We start from the raw sequence: 20022 nt of genomic DNA on the forward strand, positions 1-20022 counted from the left end.
GTGTGCCCCGCCAGGGGGAAATCCGCTGCTCCGTTGCCCGTTCTCCGGCTTGACCCGCCACAATTGCGGCCCTTAGCGTGACGATGTTCAGAAATATAGACACTGATCAGAAGCATGCACCGACAGGGAGCGCCTGTGACGCCAGCCCCTCTCGCCGCCCGGCTCCGCGATCCGCGCGGGCCGCTCTTCTTCCCCGTCACGGCCTACGGCCCCGACGGCTCACTCGACCTCGACGTCTACCGCGCCCATGTGCGCCGGGGCGTCGAGGACGGAGCCGCCGCCGTCTTCGCCGCGTGCGGCACCGGGGAGTTCCACGCGCTGCTGCCGGAGGAGTTCGAGGCCTGCGTCCGCGCGGCCGTCGAGGCCGCCGGCGGGCGCGTCCCGGTCGTCGCGGGCGCCGGGTACGGCACCGCCCTCGCCGTCCGCTACGCCCGCCTCGCCGAGAGCGCGGGCGCCGACGGCCTCCTCGCCATGCCGCCGTACCTGGTGCACGCCGGCCAGGAGGGCCTGCTGCGGCACTACCGGGAGGTCGCCGCGGCCACCGCCCTGCCCGTCGTCGTCTACCAGCGCGACAACGCGGTCCTCACCCCGCAGACCGTCGTCGCGCTCGCCCGCACCGACGGCGTCATCGGCCTCAAGGACGGCCTCGGCGACCTCGACCTGATGCAGCGCCTCGTCAGCGCCGTGCGCACCGAGGTCCCCGGCGACTTCCTGTACTTCAACGGCCTGCCCACCGCCGAGCAGACCCAGCTCGCCTACCGCGCGCTCGGCATCACCCTGTACTCCTCCGCGGTGTTCTGCTTCGCGCCGGAGATCGCCCTCGCCTTCCACCGCGCCCTGCGCACCGGCGACGAGCCGCTCGCGCACCGCCTCCTGGACGGCTTCTACGGCCCGTTCGCCGACCTGCGCGCCCGCGGCCGCGGCTACGCCGTCTCCCTGGTCAAGGCGGGCGTACGGCTGCGCGGACTGGACGTCGGCGAGGTCCGGCCCCCGCTGCACGAACCGGCCGAGGACCACGTCAAGCAGCTCGCCGGGCTGATCGAGCGCGGTCGGGCACTGCTGGAGGAGGACGCGTGAGGGCCTCGGCGTTCGTCTATCCCTGGGACGTCAACGGCGACCCGGAGGCGCCCGCGCGCATCGCCGGGCTCGGCGTCGAGCAGGTCACCCTCGCCGCCGCCTACCACTCCACCCGCGCGCTGACCCCGCGCCACCCCAGGCGCCGCGTCGTCACCGCCGAGTACGCGGCCGTCCTCTACCCGCCCGGCGACCGCTGGGCGGGCCGCGGCCTGCGCCCCTACCCGGCCGGCCGCTGGGCGCCCGGCAACGCCTACGCCGAGGCCGCCGGCGCCCTCGCCGCGGCCGGCCTGGAGGTGCACACCTGGGTCGTCCTCGCCCACAACTCGCGGATGGGCGCCGAACACCCCGACACCTCCGTCGTCAACGCCTACGGCGACCGCTACCCGTGGGCACCCTGCATCGCCCAGCCCGGCACGCGCGCGTACCTGACCGACCTGGCCGCCGAGGCCGCCGTACGCCCCGGCGCGCACGGCACCGAACTGGAGTCGCTCGGCTGGTACGGGCTCCAGCACCTGCACGCCCACGACAAGACGGCCGGCGTGGCCCTCGCGGAGGCCGGCCAGTACCTGATGTCGCTGTGCTTCTGCCCGTCCTGCCGGGACGGCTACGGCGGCCTCGGCCTGGACGCCGACGCGCTGGCCGCCGCCGTGCGCGAGGCGCTGGAACCGCTGTGGCGGGGCGCGGCCGACGACACCGGCTGGCCGGCGGTGGAGAAGCTGCTCGGCGAGGAGACGGCGGCGGCCACCCGCGCGTGGCGGGACACCACCGCCCGCACCCTCCAGGAGGAGGCCGTCGCCGCCGTGCGCGCCGCCGCGCCCCAAGGCTTCCGGGTGCTGCTGCACGCCGACCCGGTCTCCTACCACTGCGGGGCCAACGCGGGCGTCGACCCCGCCCACGTCCTGTCCGTGGCCGACGGCGTCGTGGTGCCCTGCACCGGCGGCACGGCCCTGCTCGCGCCGTTCGCCGCCGAGGCCCGCGAGGGGACGGTGCTGGCCGCCAACCTCACCGTCGTCAGCGGCATGGGCGGCAGCCCCGGCACGCTCGCGGCGGACGCGGCCCGCGCGCGTGCCGGGGGCGCGACCGAACTGCGGCTGTACCACGCCGGGCTGGCCTCGGACGAGGACCTGGCGGCGGTGCGGGCCGGGCTGTCGGCTCTTTGAGGGCGGGACGGGCCTGACTGCCCGGGTCGCCGTGGTGACGGGGGCGGGTCCGGCTCCTCGTGGCGCCGGGGGTGGTGGGGTGGGAGCGGCCGTTTCACGTGAGGCCGGACGGGGACTTTGCCGTGGCGGCCGCTCGCCGGCGCAGCGGAACGGCCGTCGCCAGCAGGGCCAGCCGCGTCGCGGTTCCGCAGCACGCGGAACACGGTCGGAGAGGTCGTCATGCCGGCCCATCGTGGGCCTAAGGCACCGGGACGGGGATCGGGAGGATGCCCGAGGCCGGGGGGCGGGGACGCGGGCGTTCGTAAGGCCCCCGCCGCCCGCCTTCCCGGCGCAGCGGTGTCAGTGGGTCAGAACCCCTTGACCCGCCACTCCTGCGAGTCGTTGCCGGTCTTCGACCACAGGGTCAGATAGGTGCCGTCGTCCAGCGAGTCCCCCTTGGGCGTGACGGCCTTGCCGAGGCGGTTGGTCACGGCGCCCCCGTCCTGCTTGAACAGCTGTGACGCGTTGCCGTTGCAGGTCCACAGGGTCAGTACGGCGCCGTTGGTGTCCTCCGCGTCGCCTTGCGGGGTCAGGCACTTGCCGCTCGCCTTGTGGACGAGACGGCCGTTCTGGAAGGCCCACCGCTGGCTCTCGGACCCGATGCAGTGCCATACCGTGACGATGGTTCCGTTGGCGGTGCCGTCGCCCTTGGGCGTCGCACACGTGAACCCGGGCTTGGTGAAGTTGGACATCCACCCCCAGCCGTCGACCGCCGCCCCGGCGGACGGGTTGATGGAGAACACCACACGCTTGGGCCCCACCCCATACGGGGGGTCTTTGTCCGCGAGGGCTTCGTTGAGGCCCCACAGACGCCCGGCGTTCGGGTCCCAGGAGAGACTCTCGGTCAGCCCCGGCGCCTGCGTGAGCACGTGCGTCGTTTCGCCCTCCGCCGCCACGTGGATGCACGAGTAGCCCGAGTGCCAGGACGACGGACAATCGCCGCTCAGGTAGAAGTGCGTGCCGTCGGTGGCGGCGCCCTGCACCTTGAGGACCGGGTCGGCGTAGTAACCGCGGGAGAACGAATTCACCTTGGCGGGAAGCTGGGTGCCCAGTTGCGCCAGCGGCCAGCGGACGATGCGTGCCGCGGGGTTGTCACCGATGCTCTCCACGGAGACCAGGCTGGACGTCGACCGGTCGACGCTCAGGCTGCTCAGGCACAGCACGTCCTTGGCCGGGCCGCAGGTCCGCACGCCCGCGCCGAACGGCTGGGGGTCGGTGTCGGCGACGGCGCCGGGCTTGGTCGTGTAGCGGGCCAGCAGTGGCAGGGCCCACCTGTGCCAGCGGGCGGAGGTGCGCCCTCCGCTCATTCCGGTGTCGGCACCGCCCGTATCGCTCGTGTCATTCATGCTCCACAGGTGGCTGAGGTCGTACACCTGCAGTTCCACGCCGTTGGCCACGAAGAGCCGGTTGCCGTACCAGGCGATCCCGTCCGCGTGCGACTTGTAGGACAGCTTCTTGAAGTTGCCCTGCACCGGTTCCACCAGCGCCACGTGCCCGTACGTCACCTGGTCACCGGTCGACTGGGTGATCGAGATCCGGGTGTACTGCTCGTTCGGATCATTGGTAGCGTGATCGAACTTGCCGTAGTACCACGAGGCGATGTACAGGTGCCGCCCCTGGTACAGGCCGTCCGCGTAGGCGTCGTGCGAGCCGGTGAACCCCTGCGGCATCCAGCCGCCATCCGCAACGTCGTACCTGGAAGTGTCGTCGTCGCGGTCCCAGCAGAAGCCGTCGTAGGCCAGCGCGCCGTTGAGCCCGGTGCCGTGGCACAAGTGGGCGATGCCGGTGCGGGAGCCCAGGACGTCGGTGACGGCCGCCCTCGCGACACCGGCCGACTCCGCCGACTCGATCAGGGGCTGCTTGTCGCCGTCGACGCGCGTCAGGGTGAAGTCGGCGTCGAAGGACGTCAACTGGGAGGCCGCCTGGGCGGGCTGCGCGGGAAGCAGCAGACCGGCGGCCAGGGTCGCGCCGGCCACGGGGGTCAGGACACGCCGTAGGTGTTCGAACAATCTTTTCACGGCGGATAACTCAATCACGCCGTGGCCGGGAGAGCCCCGGCATTTTGGCCAAGGCCCCGGCCGCGGGCGTCACGGCTTCCCGTCCGGCCGCGGATCGCGGGGCGGCCGGTCCTCCGCTCTCCCGGCGGCCCCGTCAGTCCAGGATCGTCGCGAGGCCGCGGTGGCGGAGGTCGGCCAGCGCGTTGCGCATGGCCTCGATCTGCTCGGGGGAGTGGCCGGTCCAGTCCGTCAGCTCCGACACGACGCGCACGGGCTCGCGTGTGCGGTAGGAACGGGTCGGGTTGCCCGGGAACTTCTTGTCGGTGACGTTCGGGTCGTCCTCCAGAGCGCCGGTCGGCTCCACCACGTAGATCCGGCCCGGCCCGTCGCCGGCCGCCAGCTCGGCGCCCCAGGCCGCGGCGTCCAGCGTCTCGGAGACGTAGACGTGACGGGACGTGCGCCCTTCCTCGTAGTTGGACGCGTACCCGGGGGTCAGCACGTCCCCCGGAGCGAGATCCGCCTTCGTGCCGTGCAGGTAGATCCCCGCCTCGTACACCTGGAAAGGGACAGGGGTGCTGGTCATGGGGGTGCTCCTCGGGGCCGGGCTTGGGAGGACAGGGAACCACGGCAGGCAGCGGAATCACCCAATCCGGAGCGGAGTTCACGCCGCGCTCGCGTGGAACGGAACTCCCGGCACCGCAACTTCCTCTGTCCGAAGCATTGACGAAACTTGCGGCCCCTCCTACCTTCAACGCGTCGTACTTCGTACGTCATATATGAGACGCGATATGTGAGATCCGAGAGGGCCGCATGACCTCTGTGCCCACGCCGATCCCGTCCCGCACGCAATACGTGCTGGACGCGATCAAACACCGCATCCTCACCGGGCAGCTGACGCCCGGTCAGGCACTGGTCGAGACGGAGCTGGCCGCGCAGTTCGGAGTGTCCAAGACCCCGGTGCGCGAGGCGCTGAAGACCCTCGCCGGAACCGGCCTGGTCGTGATGAGCCAGTACAAGGGCGTCACGGTGCGCATGGTGGACGCGGACATGGCGCGCGAGGTGTACGACGTACGGCTGCTGCTGGAGCCGGAGGCGCTGCGCCGGGCCGTGACCAAGGGTGCCTCCCTCGACGCCGCCCGCTCCGCGCTGGCCCGCGCCGACGACGCCACCGACACCGCCGAACGCTCCCTGGCCAACCGGGAGTTCCACCGTGCCCTGTACCTCCCGTGCGGCAATCCACTGCTCGCCCGGATGCTGGACCAGGTCCGCGACCAGGCCGCCCTCGTCTCCGCCGTCGCCTGGGCCACCGACCCCTCCTGGGAGCGGGAGGCCGCCGAGCACCGGGAGATCCTGCGGCTCGCCCTGGACGGCGACGCGGACGGGGCCGCGGGCGCCCTGCACGCCCACATCGCGTCCTTCGTCCACCGGGCGTTCCCCGAGCCCCTTTCCACGGAAGGCGAGCAATGAGCAGCGTGACCTTCGAGGCCCAGCGGGCGGCCCTGGCCGACGTGGTGGCCATCCCGGTGACCCCCTTCGCCGCGGACGGCTCCGTCGACACCGCCACCCACCGGGCGCTGCTGCGTCGCCTGCTCGACGGCGGCATCACCACCCTCACCCCGAACGGCAACACCGGCGAGTTCTACGCCCTCGCCCCCGAGGAGCGTCGGCTGGTCACCGAGACGACCGTGGCCGAGGCCGGCGACCGCGCCGTGATCCTGGCCGGCGTGGGCCACGACCTGCCCACCGCGATCACCTCCGCCCGGCACGCCCGCGACCTCGGCGCCGGCATGGTCATGGTCCACCAGCCGGTGCACCCCTACGTGTCCGCGGCCGGCTGGGTCGACTACCACCGCGCCATCGCCGAGGCCGTCCCCGAGCTGGGCGTCGTGCCGTACATCCGCAACGCGCAGCTGCCCGGCGCCCGGCTCGCCGAACTCGCCGGCCACTGCCCGAACGTCATCGGCGTGAAGTACGCCGTCCCGGACGCCGCCCGGTTCGCGGCCTTCGCCCGCGACGCCGGCCTGGACCGCTTCGTGTGGGTGGCCGGACTCGCCGAGCCCTACGCGCCCTCCTACTTCTCCGCGGGCGCCACCGGCTTCACCTCCGGCCTCGTCAACGTCGCCCCGGCCGTCTCCCGGAACATGCTGGACGCCCTGCGTGCCGGCGACTACCCGGCCGCCATGAAGGTCTGGGAGCAGATCCGCCGCTTCGAGGAGCTGCGCGCCGAACAGGGCAACGCCAACAACGTCACCGTCGTCAAGGAGGCCCTCGCCGCGCTCGGCCTGTGCCGTCGGGACGTCCGCCCGCCCAGCAGGCCGCTGCCCGAGGACGAGCGCGCCGAGGTCGCCGCCATCGCCGCCGGATGGTCCATATGAACGCAACCCCCAAGCGGCCCGAGGAACTGCGCAGCCACCAGTGGTACGGCACCGACGGGCTGCGGTCCTTCAGCCACCGCGCCCGCACCCGCCAGCTCGGCTATCTGCCCGAGGAGCACCTGGGCAAGCCGGTCATCGCCATCCTCAACACCTGGTCCGACATCAACCCCTGCCACGTCCACCTGCGCGACCGCGCCCAGGCCGTCAAGCGCGGCGTGTGGCAGGCGGGCGGCTTCCCGCTGGAGTTCCCGGTCTCCACGCTCAGCGAGACCTTCCAGAAGCCGACCCCCATGCTCTACCGCAACCTGCTCGCCATGGAGACCGAGGAGCTGCTGCGCTCCTACCCGGTCGACGGAGCGGTGCTCATGGGCGGCTGCGACAAGTCGACGCCCGCGCTGCTGATGGGCGCGGCCTCCGCCGACCTGCCCGCCGTGTTCGTGCCGGCCGGCCCGATGCTCCCGGGCCACTGGCGCGGCGAGGTCCTCGGCTCCGGCACCGACATGTGGAAGTACTGGGACGACAAGCGGGCCGGCCTCATCGGCGACTGCGAACTGGCCGAGCTGGAGAGCGGCCTGGCCCGCTCGCCCGGCCACTGCATGACGATGGGCACGGCGTCCACGCTCACCGCCGCCGCCGAGGCGCTCGGGGTGACCGTGCCGGGCGCGTCCAGCATCCCGGCGGTGGACTCCGGGCACGACCGGATGGCGGCGAAGGCGGGCATGACGGCCGTGGACCTCGTCCACCGGGACCGCAGGCTGTCCGGCATCCTCACCCGGGAGGCCTTCGAGGACGCCGTCACCACCGTGCTCGGCCTCGGCGGCTCCACCAACGCGGTGATCCACCTCATCGCCATGGCCGGCCGGGCCGGCGTCCGGCTGACCCTGGACGACTTCGACCGCATCGCCCGCACCGTCCCGGTCCTCGCCAACGTCCGCCCCGGCGGACGGAAGTACCTGATGGAGGACTTCCACTTCGCCGGCGGTCTGCCCGGTTTCCTCTCCCGGATCACCGACCTGCTCCACCTGGAGAGGCCGACGGTGTCCCACGACACCCTGCGCGAGCAGCTCCGCGGCGCGCGGGTCCACGACGACGACGTCATCCGCACCCGGGACAACCCGGTCGCGAGCGAGGGCGGTGTCGCCGTGCTGCGCGGCAACCTCTGCCCGGACGGCGCGGTCATCAAGCACATCGCCGCCGAGCCGCGGCTGCTCAGGCACACCGGCCCGGCCGTCGTCTTCGACGACTACAGGACCATGCAGCGCACCATCAACGACCCCGCGCTCGGCATCACCGCCGACAGCGTCCTGGTGCTGCGCAACGCCGGCCCCAAGGGCGGCCCGGGCATGCCCGAGTACGGCATGCTGCCGATCCCGGACCACCTGCTGAAGCAGGGCGTGCGGGACATGGTCCGGATCTCCGACGCCCGGATGAGCGGCACGAGTTACGGCGCGTGCGTGCTGCACGTGGCCCCCGAGTCCTACGTCGGCGGCCCGCTGGCCCTGGTGCGCACCGGGGACCTCGTCACGCTCGACGTCGAGGCGCGCACGCTGCGGCTCGACGTGGACGACGAGGAGCTGGCGCGCCGCAGGGCCGAGTGGACACCGCCGCCCGTGCGCTACGAACGCGGCTACGGCGCGCTCTACAGCGAGCAGATCACCCAGGCGGACACCGGCTGCGACTTCGAGTTCCTCGCCCGGCCCGGCACGGTGCAGGACCCCTACGCCGGCTGAACCGCCCTCGACCGCGCCCCGAGACGGTCGAGATCTCGAACATTGATCGGAAAGCGCTTCACCGAGAACGGAGAACAGTCATGGCCCAAGCCGCAGCCGTGGCGAAGCCGCCCGCGCCACCCCGGCGGCGCCGTGCCTCCGCGACCCCGCGCAGGCTGCCGTATCTGCTGATCGCCCCGGCGGCCCTGCTGATGCTGGGATTCATCGCCTACCCGGTGCTCAGTGTCTTCTACTACAGCCTGCAGAACTACAACCCCACCAAGCCCTGGCGGAACGGCTTCGCCGGCCTGGACAACTTCACCCAGGCCTTCTCCCACGACCCGCAGTTCTGGGACACGCTGACCTTCAGCGCCAAGTGGGTCGTGGTGGAAGTCGGGTTGCAGCTGCTGTGCGGTCTCGCCCTGGCGCTCATCGTCAACCAGACCTTCGTCGGCCGGGCCGTGGGCCGCGCGCTCGTCTTCTCGCCCTGGGCCGTCTCCGGTGTGCTGACCTCGGCCATCTGGGTGCTGCTCTACAACTCCCAGACCGGCATCAGCCGTTACCTCGCCGACGCGGGCCTCGGCTCGTACGGCACCAGCTGGCTGTCGGACACCTCCACGGTGTTCCCGGCGGCGGTGGTCGCCGACCTGTGGCGCGGGGTGCCGTTCTTCGCGATCCTCATCCTCGCCGACCTCCAGTCCGTCTCCAAGGACCTGTACGAGGCCGCCGAGGTCGACGGGGCGAGCCGGCTCAAGCAGTTCTGGCACATCACCCTGCCCCACCTGAAGGACGCCATCGTCCTGTCCACGCTGCTGCGCGCGGTGTGGGAGTTCAACAACGTCGACCTGCTCTACACCCTGACCGGCGGCGGCCCGGCCGGCGAGACCACCACCCTGCCGCTGTACATCGCCAACACATCCGTCGACGCCCACAACTTCGGCTACGCCTCCGCCCTCACCACGGTGGCGTTCGTGATCCTGCTCTTCTGCTCGATCGTCTATCTGCGGCTGAGCAAGTTCGGAGGCGAGTCCAGGTGATCACCGAGATCGCTCCCGCTCCCGACCGCGTGGCGGCCGAGCCCGCCCGGCCCGGAGGCAAGCGCCGCGCCTGGGACGAGGTCCCGCGCTGGCAGATCTACGTCCCGCTCTCCATCTACCTGCTGTTCACCCTGATCCCCTTCTACTGGATCCTGCTCTTCGCGCTCCGCCCGGCCGGCTCCACCTCCCTGGTGCCCTGGCCGATGACCTTCGAGCACTTCGAGAAGGTGTGGACCGAGCGCAGCTTCGGCACCTACTTCACCAACAGCGTCTACGTCGGCCTCGCCACCCTGGTGCTGACCACCGTCGTCGCCCTGGCCGGCGGCTACGCGCTGGCCCGCTTCGACTTCCGGCTCAAGCGCGGCTTCATGCTGGCGCTGCTGTGCTCGCAGTTCGTGCCGGGCGCGCTGCTGCTGGTCCCGCTGTTCCAGATCTTCGCCAACCTGCGGATGATCAACTCCCTGGGCAGCGTGGTCCTCGCCGAGACCGTCTTCCAGCTGCCGCTGTCGATGATCCTGATCAGCGGGTTCATCCGGAACGTGCCCTACTCCCTGGAGGAGGCCGCCTGGGTGGACGGCTGCAACCGCCTGACCGGCTTCCGGATCGTGGTGCTGCCGCTGCTGCGGCCCGGCCTGATCGCCGTCGGCTCCTTCGCCTTCGTGCACGCCTGGAACCACTTCCTGTTCGCCCTGATGTTCCTCTCCGACCAGGGCAAGCAGACCATCCCCGTCGGCCTCAACACCCTGATGAGCGCCGACAGCGTCGACCTGGGCGCCCTGGCGGCGGGCGGCATCATCGCGGCCGTGCCGGTGGTGATCGTGTTCGCCTTCATCCAGAAGTGGCTGATCACCGGCTTCAGCGCGGGGGCGGTGAAGGGATGAGACCGCGGCACCCGATCCCGGCGGCGGCCCCGGCCGGCCTGTTCCGCCTGCCCGCGCACGCCGGCACGGCCCGCGCCACCGGCCGGGACGTCCTCGCCGCCGGCGACGGCTGGGCGGCGTACGGCACCGGCACCGCCGCAGGCGCGGCGGCCGGCGACGCGCACGTGCCCACGGTGACCGACCGCGCCGGACTCGTCCGCGCCCCGGCCCACGTGGAGGCCGCCGACCCGGTCAAGAGCCGGAACGGCAGCGCGCCGCACGCGAGCGGCACCCTGCGGGGGCCCTCCCGGACGGAGTCCGGGGGAGGCTGTCCGGTCGGCCCGCTCGCCATCCACAACGCCTACGACTTTGGCAGCGAGCGGGACCTGACGGCGGACGCCGGCCGGACGCCCGTCCCGCGCGGGAGGACCGACAGCGCGGCGGCGGCCGACCGGGCCGTGGCGCGCGGCGCGGGCGCGGGGAGGACCGCGTGAGTGTTCCCGTCGTCCTCGCGGGCGCCCGCGGCCACGGCCGCTGGCACCTGGACAACATCCGCGCACTCCAGGCCCGGGGCGTGGTGCGGCTCGCCGGGATCTGCGAACTGACCCCGCTCACCGGCGCCGAGATCCCCGACGGCCTGGGCGCACCGGAGCAGTCCGCCGACCTCGGGGCGCTCCTGGATGCCACCGGCGCGCGGATCGCCGTGATCTGCACGCCCATCCCGACCCACACCGAGCTGGCGCTCACCGCCGCCGCGCGGGGCGCGCACCTGCTGCTGGAGAAGCCGCCCGCGCCCTCCTACGCCGAGTTCCGCCGCATGGCCGACGGGGTCGCCGAGGCAGGCGTGGCCTGCCAGATCGGCTTCCAGTCGCTCGGCTCGCACGCGGTGCCGGCGATCCGGCGCCTGATCGCCGAGGGCGCCATCGGGCGGATCGCCGGGGTCGGCGCCGCCGGGGCCTGGGCCCGGGACGAGGCCTACTACCGGCGGGCCGCCTGGGCCGGCCGGCGGCGGCTGAACGGCGCCGACGTGGTCGACGGGGTCCTCACCAACCCCCTCGCGCACGCCGTCGCCACCGCTCTCGCCCTGCTCGGCACCACCCGCGCCGAGGACGTCACCGGCATCGAGACCGAACTGCTGCGCGCCAACGCCATCGAGTCCGACGACACCTCCTGCGTCCGCGTGCACACCCCGCGCGGACCGGTCACGGTCGCCGCGACCCTGTGCGCCGAGCACCCCGGGGAGCCGTATGTGCTGGTGCACGGCGACGCCGGCCGGATCACCTTCTGGTACAAGCAGGACCGGGTGCTGCTCCAGCGCACCGGGCACGGACCGGAGGAGACCGAGTACGGCCGCACGGACCTGCTGGAGAACCTGGCCGGCCACCTGGAGCACGGCACCGGGCTGCTGGTCCCGCCCGAGGACACCGGCGCCTTCATGCGGGTCGTCGAGGCCATCCGCACCGCCCCCGACCCGGCGCCGCTGCCGGACACCGCCTGGCGGCTGCTGCCGGACGAACGGCGCCGGATCGTGCCCGGCGTGGACGGCCTGGTCGCGGCGGCGGCCGACACCCTCGCCCTCTACTCCGAACTGGGCGCCTCCTGGGCCCTGCCGAACGAGGTGAGCACCTGATGACAGCCCACGACAACCCGGTCCTGCGGGTCGCCGGCCGCCCGGTCGGCCGCTATGTCACCCGGCCCGAACTGCCCGACCGGCTCGCCCCGCGCCCCTATCTGCACCCCGTCACCACCCTGGCCGGCACGCCGGTCACCGAGCTGAGCCCCGCCGACCACCTACACCACCTCGGCGTCGGTGTCGCCGTTCCCGACGTCGAGGGGCACAACTTCTGGGGCGGCCGGACCTTCGTGCGCGACCAGGGCCCGACCGAGCTGGACAACCACGGCGCCCAGCGGCACACCGGCTTCCAGCTCCGCGACCCCGACGGCTTCGTGGAGGAGCTGCGCTGGGTCGCCGCCGGCACCGAGCTGCTGCGCGAGCGCCGCACGGTCGCGGCCACCGGGCTCACCGGCGCCGCCTGGGCGCTGGACTTCACCTTCTCCCTCACCAACGTCACGCCCGGCCCGCTGTCCCTCGGCAGCCCCGCCACCAACGGCCGGCCCGGCGCGGCCTACGGCGGCTTCTTCTGGCGGGCCCGCAAGGAGTCCCGGCCCCCTAAGGTCTTCACCGCCGACCGCGCGGGCGAGGCGGCGGCGCACGGCGCCCGCGCCGACTGGCTCGCGCTGGCCGGCGCCGGCTGGACGCTGGCGTTCGCCGGGGCCACCGAGGACACCCGCCGCGACCCCTGGTTCGTCCGGGCCGCCGAGTATCCCGGCGTGGGCTCCTCGCTGGCACACACCGAGCGGCTGACCGTCGCGCCCGGCGAGACCGTCGTCCGCCGGATCGTCACCGTCGTCGCCGACGGCCGCCCGGCCCGCGACGAGGTGGCCGCCCTGGTCCGCAAGGCGGTGGCCCAGTGACCGCGACCTACCGCAACCCGGTGCTGAACGCCGACTGGTCCGACCCGGACGTGGTCCGCGTCGGCGACGACTTCTACCTCACCGCCTCCAGCTTCGGCCGCGCCCCCGGACTGCCCCTGCTGCACTCCCGCAACCTGGTCGACTGGACCCTCGTCGGCCACGCCCTCGAACGCCTCGAACCGGAGGAGGAGTTCGCCCGGCCCCGGCACGACTGCGGCGTCTGGGCTCCCTCCATCCGGCACCACGACGACCGCTTCTGGATCTTCTGGGGCGACCCCGACCAGGGCATCTTCCAGGTCAACGCGCCCGAGATCAGGGGCCCGTGGACCCGGCCGCACCTGGTCAAGGCGGGCAAGGGCCTGATCGACCCGTGCCCGCTGTGGGACGACGAGAGCGGCGAGGCCTACCTCGTGCACGCCTGGGCCAAGTCCCGCTCCGGCGTCAAGAACCGCCTCACCGGCCACCGGATGCACCCCGACGCCACCTCGCTGCTCGACGAGGGCAGGATCATCGTCGACGGCGACCGCATCCCCGGCTGGTTCACCCTGGAAGGGCCCAAGCTCTACCGGCACGACGGCTGGTTCTGGATCTTCGCCCCCGCCGGCGGAGTGGAGACCGGCTGGCAGGGAGCGTTCCGCTCGCGCGGGTTCTTCGGCCCGTACGAGGAGCGGATCGTGCTGGAGCAGAAGGACACCGACGTCAACGGCCCCCACCAGGGCGCCTGGGTGCGCACCGCGGCCGGCGAGGACTGGTTCCTGCACTTCCAGCAGCGCGGCCCCTACGGCAGGGTGGTCCACCTCCAGCCGATGCGCTGGGAGGACGGGGACGCCTCCCGTTCGAGCGAAGCCGGGAGCGGGGGAGGCTGGCCGGTCCTCGGCGACGAGGGCGCTCCCGTCGCCGTGCACCGGCGGCCCGCGCTGCCGCCGCAGCCGCCCGCCGCGCCCGCCACCGACGACGACTTCCCCGGCGGCCGCTACGGCCGGCAGTGGCAGTGGACGGCCAACCCCGGCGACGGCTGGGCCACCCAGCACTCCGGGGACGGCCTGCGGCTCGCCTGCGTCCGCTCGGCCGACGCCCACGACCCGCGGAGACTGCCGAACGTCCTCACCCAGCGGCTGCCCGGGCTGCCCGCCGCGGCCGAGGTCACGCTGCGGCTGGACGCCACCGAGCCGGGCGCCCGCGCGGGCCTCGTGGTGCTCGGGGACGCCTTCTCCTGGATCGGACTGGAGCGCGGGGCCGACGGCACGGTCCGGCTCGTGCACCGGTTCGGGGAGGCGGTCGCGGAGAAGGAGCGCGACGCCGGAGTGCCGTGCGCCGCGCCCGAGGGCCGGGCACGGCTGCGGATCGAGGCCGGGCCCGGGGCGCGCTGCCGGTTCTCCTACGACGTCGGGGACGGCTTGCGCCCTTCCGGCCCGGTCTTCGCCGCCACGCCCTGGCGCTGGGTCGGCGCCCTGTTCGGCCTGTTCGCCGTCGCGCCCGAGGGGCCCGGACACGCGGGCTCGGCGACCTTCACCCGGTTCCGGATCACGCCCCTGTAGTTCCTGAGAAAAGCAGCCCTGTTGGGAGCCGCAATGACGCACATCCCTGGCAAGCGCTTGCCCCGGCCGGGCACCGTCCTGGCCACCGTGACCGCCCTCGTCGCCACCTTCGCCCTCGGCCTGGCGGGCCGGGCCGGAGCCGCGGAGCCGACGGCGGCCGCCGCCCCGGCGCGGGCCTCCGGTCCGGCGGCCGGACCCTTCGACGACCGGCCGCACGGCTTCGCCGCACTGGCCGGCGGCACCACCGGCGGCGCCGGCGGCCGGGTCGTCACCGTCACCGACCAGGCGTCCCTCGCCCGCTACGCGTCGGCCCCGGAGCCGTACGTCATCCGGGTGGCCGGATCGATCGCGGTGGAGCCCTTCGGCTCGGACATCGCGGTCGCCTCGGACAAGACCATCGTCGGCGTCGGCGGCACCGGCGAGATCGTCCACGGCGAACTGCACCTGAACCCCGGCACGCACAACGTCGTCATCCGCAACCTGACGATCCGGGACTCCTACGTCGAGGGCGACTGGGACGGCAAGACCACCGACTTCGACGCCATCCAGATGGACGGCGCCGACCACGTCTGGATCGACCACAACCGCCTCACGCACATGGGTGACGGGCTGCTCGACATCCGCAAGGACAGCCAGTACATCACCGTCTCCTGGAACCGGTTCACGCACCACAACAAGGCGCTCGGCATCGGCTGGACGAACAACGTGCGCACCCAGATCACCATCGACCACAACTGGTTCTCCGGCACCAAGCAGCGCAACCCGTCCGCCGACAACTGCGCCTACGCGCACCTGTACAACAACTACCTGTCGGACCAGGTGGCCGACGGCGACCCGGTGTGGACGTACGGCAACTGGTCGCGCGGGCGGACGAAGATGGTCATCGAGAACAGCTACTACGACGGTGTCCGCCACCCCTACCAGGCCGACGCCACGGCCGAACTGGTGCAGCGCGGCTCGATCCTGAGGAACACCGGCGGACGCACCGACGAGCACGGCGCCGCCTTCGACCCGCACGCCTTCTACGACTACCGGCCGGACCCGGCCGCCGCCGTTCCCGCGCTGGTCAAGCGCTTCTCCGGCCCGCAGCAGCGGATCGGCACCGTGCTGCGCGTACCGGGCGACCACCCGACCGTGCAGTCCGCGGTGGACGCCGTGCCCGACGGCAACGACGTGCCGGTGACCATCGCGATCGCGCCCGGCACCTACCGCGAGAAGGTGTACATCCCGGCGTCCAAGCCCCGCATCACGCTGCTGGGCACCGGACGCGACCGGTCCGGCACCGTCATCGTGTACGACACTCCCGCCGAGTACGGCGGCTCCACCGGCAGCGCCACCGTCCGCGTCGCCGCGAACGACGTCACCGCCCGGCACCTGACCTTCGCCAACGACTTCGACGAGGCCGCCGTGGAACTGAAGGGCGAGCAGGCGCTGGCGATGAAGACGACCGGCGACCGGATCGTCTTCGACGACACCGCGTTCCTGGGCAACCAGGACACCCTGATGACCGACAGCCCCACGTTGACCACGACCAGCCGGGTGTACCTCCGCGACGCGTACATCGAGGGCGACGTCGATTTCGTCTACGGGCGTGCCACGACCGTCATCGAGCGGTCGGTGATCCGGGCGCTGAACCGGGGCTCCGCCACCGACAACGGCTACATCACCGCCGCCTCGACCTGGAAGGGCAACCCCTACGGGTTCCTGATCACCGACTCCGGAATCGTCAGCGACGCGCCCGCCGGGACCGTGCACCTCGGCCGGCCCTGGCACCCGGGCGGCGAGCCGGACGCGGTCGGCCAGGTGCTGATCCGTAACACCCGGCTGCCCGCCGCGATCAAGTCCGCGCCGTGGACCGACATGGGCGGTTTCTCCTGGCGGGACGCCCGGTTCGCCGAGTACCGCACCTACGGCCCCGGCGCCGCGGTCACCGCCGGCCGGCCGCGGCTGAACGACGCGGACGCGGCGTCGTACACCGTCGCCGACTACCTGCGCGGCACGGACGGCTGGGCGCCGTTCGCCCGCCGCTGACCCGCCGCCGGCCTCACCACCCACCCCCACGACCTCATGTCCCCGCCCGATCCAGCAGAAGAGAGCCGACCAATGACAAGCAGCATCCGCACCCGCAGAAGCAGGCGCGCCGCCCTGGCCGTGGCCCTGGGCTCCGTCCTCGCGCTGACCGCCACCGCCTGCGGTGACGACGGCAGCGGCAGCGCGGGACAGAAGGGGAACGAGGGGTCCGGCAAGGGCGAGATCACCTTCTGGGACAACAACGGCGGGGTCCGCACCGACATCTGGAAGCAGATCATCGCCGACTTCGAGCACAAGTACCCCGACATCAAGGTCAAGTACGTCGGCATCCCCGCCGCGAGCGTGCAGTCCAAGTACGACACCGCCATCCAGGGCGGCGGCCTGCCGGACGTCGGCGGCGTCGGCACCGCGATGCTGGCCGAGGTCGCCGCGCAGGGCGCGCTGGAGCCGCTGGACCAGCGGCTCTCCTCCAGTCCGCTCGGCGGCAAGCTCAACGCCAAGTTCCTGGAGAGCGTCAAGGCGGCCGGCGGGGACGGCAAGACGTACACCGTGCCGACGTCCGCGAACAACGGCACGCTGTGGTACCGGACCGACCTGTTCGGCGCGGCGAAGCTGGAGCCGCCGACCACCTGGACGAAGTTCTACAAGGCCGCCGACAAACTCACCGACAAGGACGAGAACGCCTTCGGGTACACCATCCGCGGCGGTGAGGGCTCCATCGCCCAGGCCCTGGACGCCATGTACGGGCAGAGCGGGATCACGTCCTTCTGGAACGGCGACAAGACCACCGTCAACGACCCGAAGAACGTGGCCGCGCTGGAGAAGTACACCGGGCTGTACAAGAAGGACACTCCGGCCGCCGACGTCAACAACGACTTCACCAAGATGGTCGCCCAGTGGGACTCGGGCACGATCGGGATGCTCAGCCACAACCTGGGCTCCTACACCGACCACGAGAAGGCGCTGAAGGGCAAGTTCCGGGGCATTCCCAGCCCGACCCTGGACGACGGGACGCGGGTGCAGGTGTCCAACCCGGTCGACGGGCTCGCCCTGTTCAAGTCCGGCAGGAACAAGGCCGCCGCCTGGAAGTTCATCGAGTTCGCCGCCTCGCACGAGTCCAACAGCAAGTGGAACGAGTCGGCCGGGTCGGTGCCGGCCAACACGGAGGCGGCGGGGGACGCCTGGGTGCGGGCGAACGAGCCGACGAAGCTGGCGGCCGAGGCGCTGGACGGGGCCGGCACGAAGATCGTTCAGCTGCCGTACTACCTGCCCGACTGGAACACCGTCTCCAAGGCCGACAACGAGCCGAACTTCCAGAAGGTGCTGCTCGGCAAGATGAGCGCGAAGCAATTCCTGGACCTGCTGGCCGACCAGCTGAACAAGGCCCAGGAGGACTGGAAGAAGAACCACTGAGTCCGGAACACCGCGGTCGTGGGGGACTGCGGGCCCGTCGTGGCCGGCCGCGCAGTTCCCCGCGCCCCGCACCCTTTCCCCGCGTCCGAAAGGTACTGATCGTGTCCCTCACGCGCAGACAGGTCACGGCCACCGCGCTCGCCGCCGTCCCCCTTGCCCGGCGTTCGCCGAAAGGCGCCCGCCGTCTCCACATCGCCGGTGACTCGACGGCCGCACAGAAATACGCCGACGCCGCTCCCGAGACCGGCTGGGGCATGGCGCTGCCCTTCTTCCTCCGCAAGGAGCTGGAGGTCGCCAACCACGCGGTGAACGGCCGGAGTTCGAAGAGCTTCGTCGACGAGGGCCGGCTGGACGCACTGCTCGCCGAGATCCGGCACGGGGATCTGCTGATCGTCCAGTTCGGGCACAACGACGAGAAGGCCACCGATCCCGCCCGGTACACCGAGCCGTGGACCTCGTACCAGCGGTATCTGCGGCTGTACGTCGACGGGGCCCGCGCGCGTGGTGCCCGGCCCGTCCTCGCCACCTCCGTGGAGCGCCGCAGGTTCGACGCCGCCGGCACCGCCCTGCCCACCCACGGCGACTACCCGGCGGCCGTGCGGGCGCTCGCCGAGGAGGAGAAGGTCGCGCTGCTCGACATCGAGGCGCTGTCGCTCGCGCTGTGGCAGCGGCTCGGGCCCAAGGAGACGAAGACCTACTTCAACTGGACCGCCACCGAGCAGGACAACACGCACTTCAACCCGCCGGGCGCCATCGCCGTGGCGCGGCTCGTGGCACGGGAGCTGCTGCGCACCCGGGTGCTGGCCCGGTCCGACCTCCGCCGGCTGGACGAGGACGTCCCGGCGTCCTGGATCACCTGGCCGCCCGCTCCCGCGTCCTGACCCGTCCCCGTCGGGCCACCGGGCCACCGGCTTCCGAGCCGCCACCGAGTCACCGAGTCCTCTAGGAGAGCCGCACAGTGCGTACCCAGAAATGTCATGGACGGGTCATGAGTGCCCTGGTGGGCGCCACCGCCCTCGTCCTCGCCGTCACCGGCACCGCGTCCGCGCACCCCGCCCGCCACGCCGCACCCGACCGGCAGACGCTGCCCGCCGGGGACGGCTGGGCCGCCTACGGCACCGGGACGACCGGCGGGGCCGCCGCCGATCCCGCGCACGTGTACACCGTCAGCACCTGGGAGCAGTTCAAGGCCGCCCTCGCCGACGGCGGCAGCGCGCCGAAGATCGTCCGGGTCAAGGGCACCCTCGACGCCGACGGGCCCGGCTGCGACACGTTCGCGGTGCCCGGCTACGACTTCGACGCCTATCTGAAGACCTACGACCCGGCGGTGTGGGGCCGCGCCAAGACCCTCGACGCCGAGCCCGACGGCAGTCCCGAGGGCCTGCGCCGCGCCTCGGCCGCCCGCCAGGACGCCTTCATCAAGGCGGCCGTCCCCGCCAACACCACCATCGTCGGCATCGGCCGCGACGCCGGGTTCAAGGGCGCCAGCCTCCAGATCAAGGGCGTCGACAACGTCATCGTGCGCAACCTGGCCTTCGAGAGCCCCCTCGACTGCTTCCCGCAGTGGGACCCGACCGACACCGCCGACGGCAACTGGAACTCCGAGTACGACAGCGCCGTGGTGTACGGCTCGACCCATGTGTGGATGGACCACGACACCTTCACCGACGGCGACCACCCGGACAGCACCCTGCCGTCGTACTACGGCCGCCTCTACCAGCAGCACGACGGCGAGCTGGACGTCGTCAAGGGCGCCGACTACGTCACCGCGTCCTGGAACGTCTTCGAGGACCACGACAAGACGATCCTCATCGGCAACAGCGACAGCGCGGCCACCGCCGCCGTCGACCGCGGGCACCTGAAGGTCACCTTCCACCACAACCTGTTCCGGAACCTGGTCGAGCGGGCGCCGCGCGTCCGCTTCGGGCAGGTGGACTCGTACAACAACCACTTCGTCGCGGGCGACGGCTACTCCTACACCTACGGCATCGGCATGGAGTCCCAGCTCGTCGCCGAGCACAACGCGTTCACCCTGCCGGACGGCGCCCGGGCCGGCGCGGTGCTGAAGAAGTGGAAGGACGCCCCGGTCACCGCCGCCGACAACTACGTCAACGGCCGGCCGGTGGATCTCCTCGCCGTCCACAACGCGGACGTGCCCGGCGAGATCCTGCGGTCCGGGGCCGGGTGGACGCCGAGCCTGCGCACCAGGGTGGACCGGCCGTCGGCCGTTCCCGGCATCGTCGGCCACCACGCGGGCGCCGGACGCCTGCGCTGACCCGTGCGGCCGGGGCGCGACACCGCCCCGGCCGCC

At 72.5% G+C, this 20022-nt stretch carries 17 protein-coding genes; 15 read left to right on the plus strand and 2 right to left on the minus strand.

Going from position 1 to position 20022, the window contains the following annotated elements; translation table 11 throughout:
- Positions 1–135 precede the first annotated feature (135 nt).
- Together SCK26_RS28435 and SCK26_RS28440 are read left to right on the plus strand one after the other, a co-directional pair.
- The gene (locus tag SCK26_RS28435) at positions 136–1077 is read left to right on the plus strand and encodes a 5-dehydro-4-deoxyglucarate dehydratase (protein ID WP_318204180.1); all 942 of its coding nucleotides are present in this window, start codon (positions 136–138) and stop codon (positions 1075–1077) included.
- Entirely contained in the window at positions 1074–2237 is a 1164-nt protein-coding gene (locus SCK26_RS28440) for a hypothetical protein (RefSeq protein ID WP_318204181.1), read from the plus strand. The genes SCK26_RS28435 and SCK26_RS28440 overlap by 4 nt, the downstream gene beginning before the upstream one ends.
- A gap of 347 nt (positions 2238–2584) precedes the next feature.
- Here SCK26_RS28440 and SCK26_RS28445 read toward each other — a convergent pair whose 3' ends face one another.
- The gene (locus SCK26_RS28445) at positions 2585–4252 is read right to left on the minus strand and encodes an RICIN domain-containing protein (protein WP_318204182.1); all 1668 of its coding nucleotides are present in this window, start codon (positions 4250–4252) and stop codon (positions 2585–2587) included.
- Between the two features lie 175 nt (positions 4253–4427).
- Positions 4428–4856 (minus strand): NAD(+)--rifampin ADP-ribosyltransferase, encoded by a 429-nt coding sequence (gene arr, locus SCK26_RS28450; protein WP_318204183.1) that lies wholly within the window; start codon positions 4854–4856, stop codon positions 4428–4430.
- 227 nt (positions 4857–5083) lie between these two features.
- Between arr and SCK26_RS28455 the strand changes: the two genes are divergently transcribed.
- The 13 genes from SCK26_RS28455 (at position 5084) to SCK26_RS28515 (ending at position 19986) form a co-directional block, all read left to right on the plus strand.
- Positions 5084–5740, plus strand: coding sequence for a GntR family transcriptional regulator (locus tag SCK26_RS28455; RefSeq protein WP_318204184.1), 657 nt, complete (start codon positions 5084–5086; stop codon positions 5738–5740).
- The gene (locus SCK26_RS28460; protein ID WP_318204185.1) at positions 5737–6648 is read left to right on the plus strand and encodes a dihydrodipicolinate synthase family protein; all 912 of its coding nucleotides are present in this window, start codon (positions 5737–5739) and stop codon (positions 6646–6648) included. The genes SCK26_RS28455 and SCK26_RS28460 overlap by 4 nt, the downstream gene beginning before the upstream one ends.
- Complete coding sequence (araD, locus tag SCK26_RS28465; RefSeq protein WP_412080790.1) at positions 6645–8378, plus strand: L-arabinonate dehydratase; 1734 nt, start codon at positions 6645–6647, stop codon at positions 8376–8378. Before SCK26_RS28460 ends, araD begins: the two co-directional genes overlap by 4 nt.
- An 80-nt stretch (positions 8379–8458) precedes the next feature.
- Complete coding sequence (locus SCK26_RS28470) at positions 8459–9394, plus strand: carbohydrate ABC transporter permease (RefSeq protein ID WP_318204187.1); 936 nt, start codon at positions 8459–8461, stop codon at positions 9392–9394.
- Positions 9391–10275, plus strand: a complete 885-nt coding sequence (locus SCK26_RS28475; protein ID WP_318204188.1) for a carbohydrate ABC transporter permease — start codon at positions 9391–9393, stop codon at positions 10273–10275. The genes SCK26_RS28470 and SCK26_RS28475 overlap by 4 nt, the downstream gene beginning before the upstream one ends.
- Positions 10272–10748: a hypothetical protein gene (locus SCK26_RS28480; RefSeq protein WP_318204189.1), complete on the plus strand. Its 477-nt coding sequence runs from the start codon at positions 10272–10274 to the stop codon at positions 10746–10748. The genes SCK26_RS28475 and SCK26_RS28480 overlap by 4 nt, the downstream gene beginning before the upstream one ends.
- Complete coding sequence (locus tag SCK26_RS28485; protein WP_318204190.1) at positions 10745–11884, plus strand: Gfo/Idh/MocA family oxidoreductase; 1140 nt, start codon at positions 10745–10747, stop codon at positions 11882–11884. The genes SCK26_RS28480 and SCK26_RS28485 overlap by 4 nt, the downstream gene beginning before the upstream one ends.
- Positions 11884–12729 (plus strand): PmoA family protein, encoded by an 846-nt coding sequence (locus tag SCK26_RS28490; protein ID WP_318204191.1) that lies wholly within the window; start codon positions 11884–11886, stop codon positions 12727–12729. The genes SCK26_RS28485 and SCK26_RS28490 overlap by 1 nt, the downstream gene beginning before the upstream one ends.
- Positions 12726–14267 (plus strand): glycoside hydrolase 43 family protein, encoded by a 1542-nt coding sequence (locus SCK26_RS28495; protein WP_318204192.1) that lies wholly within the window; start codon positions 12726–12728, stop codon positions 14265–14267. Before SCK26_RS28490 ends, SCK26_RS28495 begins: the two co-directional genes overlap by 4 nt.
- Before the next feature lie 33 nt (positions 14268–14300).
- Positions 14301–16298 carry a pectinesterase family protein gene (locus SCK26_RS28500; protein WP_318204193.1) on the plus strand — a complete coding sequence of 666 codons (1998 nt, stop codon included), beginning with the start codon at positions 14301–14303 and terminating at the stop codon, positions 16296–16298.
- Positions 16299–16370: 72 nt separating this feature from the next.
- Positions 16371–17711 carry a sugar ABC transporter substrate-binding protein gene (locus tag SCK26_RS28505; protein WP_318204194.1) on the plus strand — a complete coding sequence of 447 codons (1341 nt, stop codon included), beginning with the start codon at positions 16371–16373 and terminating at the stop codon, positions 17709–17711.
- 101 nt (positions 17712–17812) lie between these two features.
- A complete protein-coding gene (locus SCK26_RS28510; protein WP_318204195.1) occupies positions 17813–18592 on the plus strand; it encodes a rhamnogalacturonan acetylesterase in 780 nt (259 codons plus the stop codon).
- 107 nt (positions 18593–18699) lie between these two features.
- On the plus strand, positions 18700–19986 hold the full coding sequence (locus SCK26_RS28515; RefSeq protein WP_318204196.1) for a pectate lyase: 1287 nt from the start codon (positions 18700–18702) through the stop codon (positions 19984–19986).
- Positions 19987–20022: the final 36 nt, after the last annotated feature.

This window comes from Streptomyces sp. SCL15-4, from assembly GCF_033366695.1.
Lineage (GTDB): Bacteria > Actinomycetota > Actinomycetes > Streptomycetales > Streptomycetaceae > Streptomyces.

Bases quoted from the DNA above. Each gene is read 5' to 3' on its own strand.
- arr (WP_318204183.1), bottom strand. From the start codon at position 4,856: ATGACCAGCACCCCTGTCCCTTTCCAGGTGTACGAGGCGGGGATCTAC.
- SCK26_RS28455 (WP_318204184.1), top strand. From the start codon at position 5,084: ATGACCTCTGTGCCCACGCCGATCCCGTCCCGCACGCAATACGTGCTG.
- SCK26_RS28460 (WP_318204185.1), top strand. From the start codon at position 5,737: ATGAGCAGCGTGACCTTCGAGGCCCAGCGGGCGGCCCTGGCCGACGTG.
- araD (WP_412080790.1), top strand. From the start codon at position 6,645: ATGAACGCAACCCCCAAGCGGCCCGAGGAACTGCGCAGCCACCAGTGG.
- SCK26_RS28470 (WP_318204187.1), top strand. From the start codon at position 8,459: ATGGCCCAAGCCGCAGCCGTGGCGAAGCCGCCCGCGCCACCCCGGCGG.
- SCK26_RS28480 (WP_318204189.1), top strand. From the start codon at position 10,272: ATGAGACCGCGGCACCCGATCCCGGCGGCGGCCCCGGCCGGCCTGTTC.
- SCK26_RS28490 (WP_318204191.1), top strand. From the start codon at position 11,884: ATGACAGCCCACGACAACCCGGTCCTGCGGGTCGCCGGCCGCCCGGTC.
- SCK26_RS28500 (WP_318204193.1), top strand. From the start codon at position 14,301: ATGACGCACATCCCTGGCAAGCGCTTGCCCCGGCCGGGCACCGTCCTG.
- SCK26_RS28505 (WP_318204194.1), top strand. From the start codon at position 16,371: ATGACAAGCAGCATCCGCACCCGCAGAAGCAGGCGCGCCGCCCTGGCC.
- SCK26_RS28515 (WP_318204196.1), top strand. From the start codon at position 18,700: ATGAGTGCCCTGGTGGGCGCCACCGCCCTCGTCCTCGCCGTCACCGGC.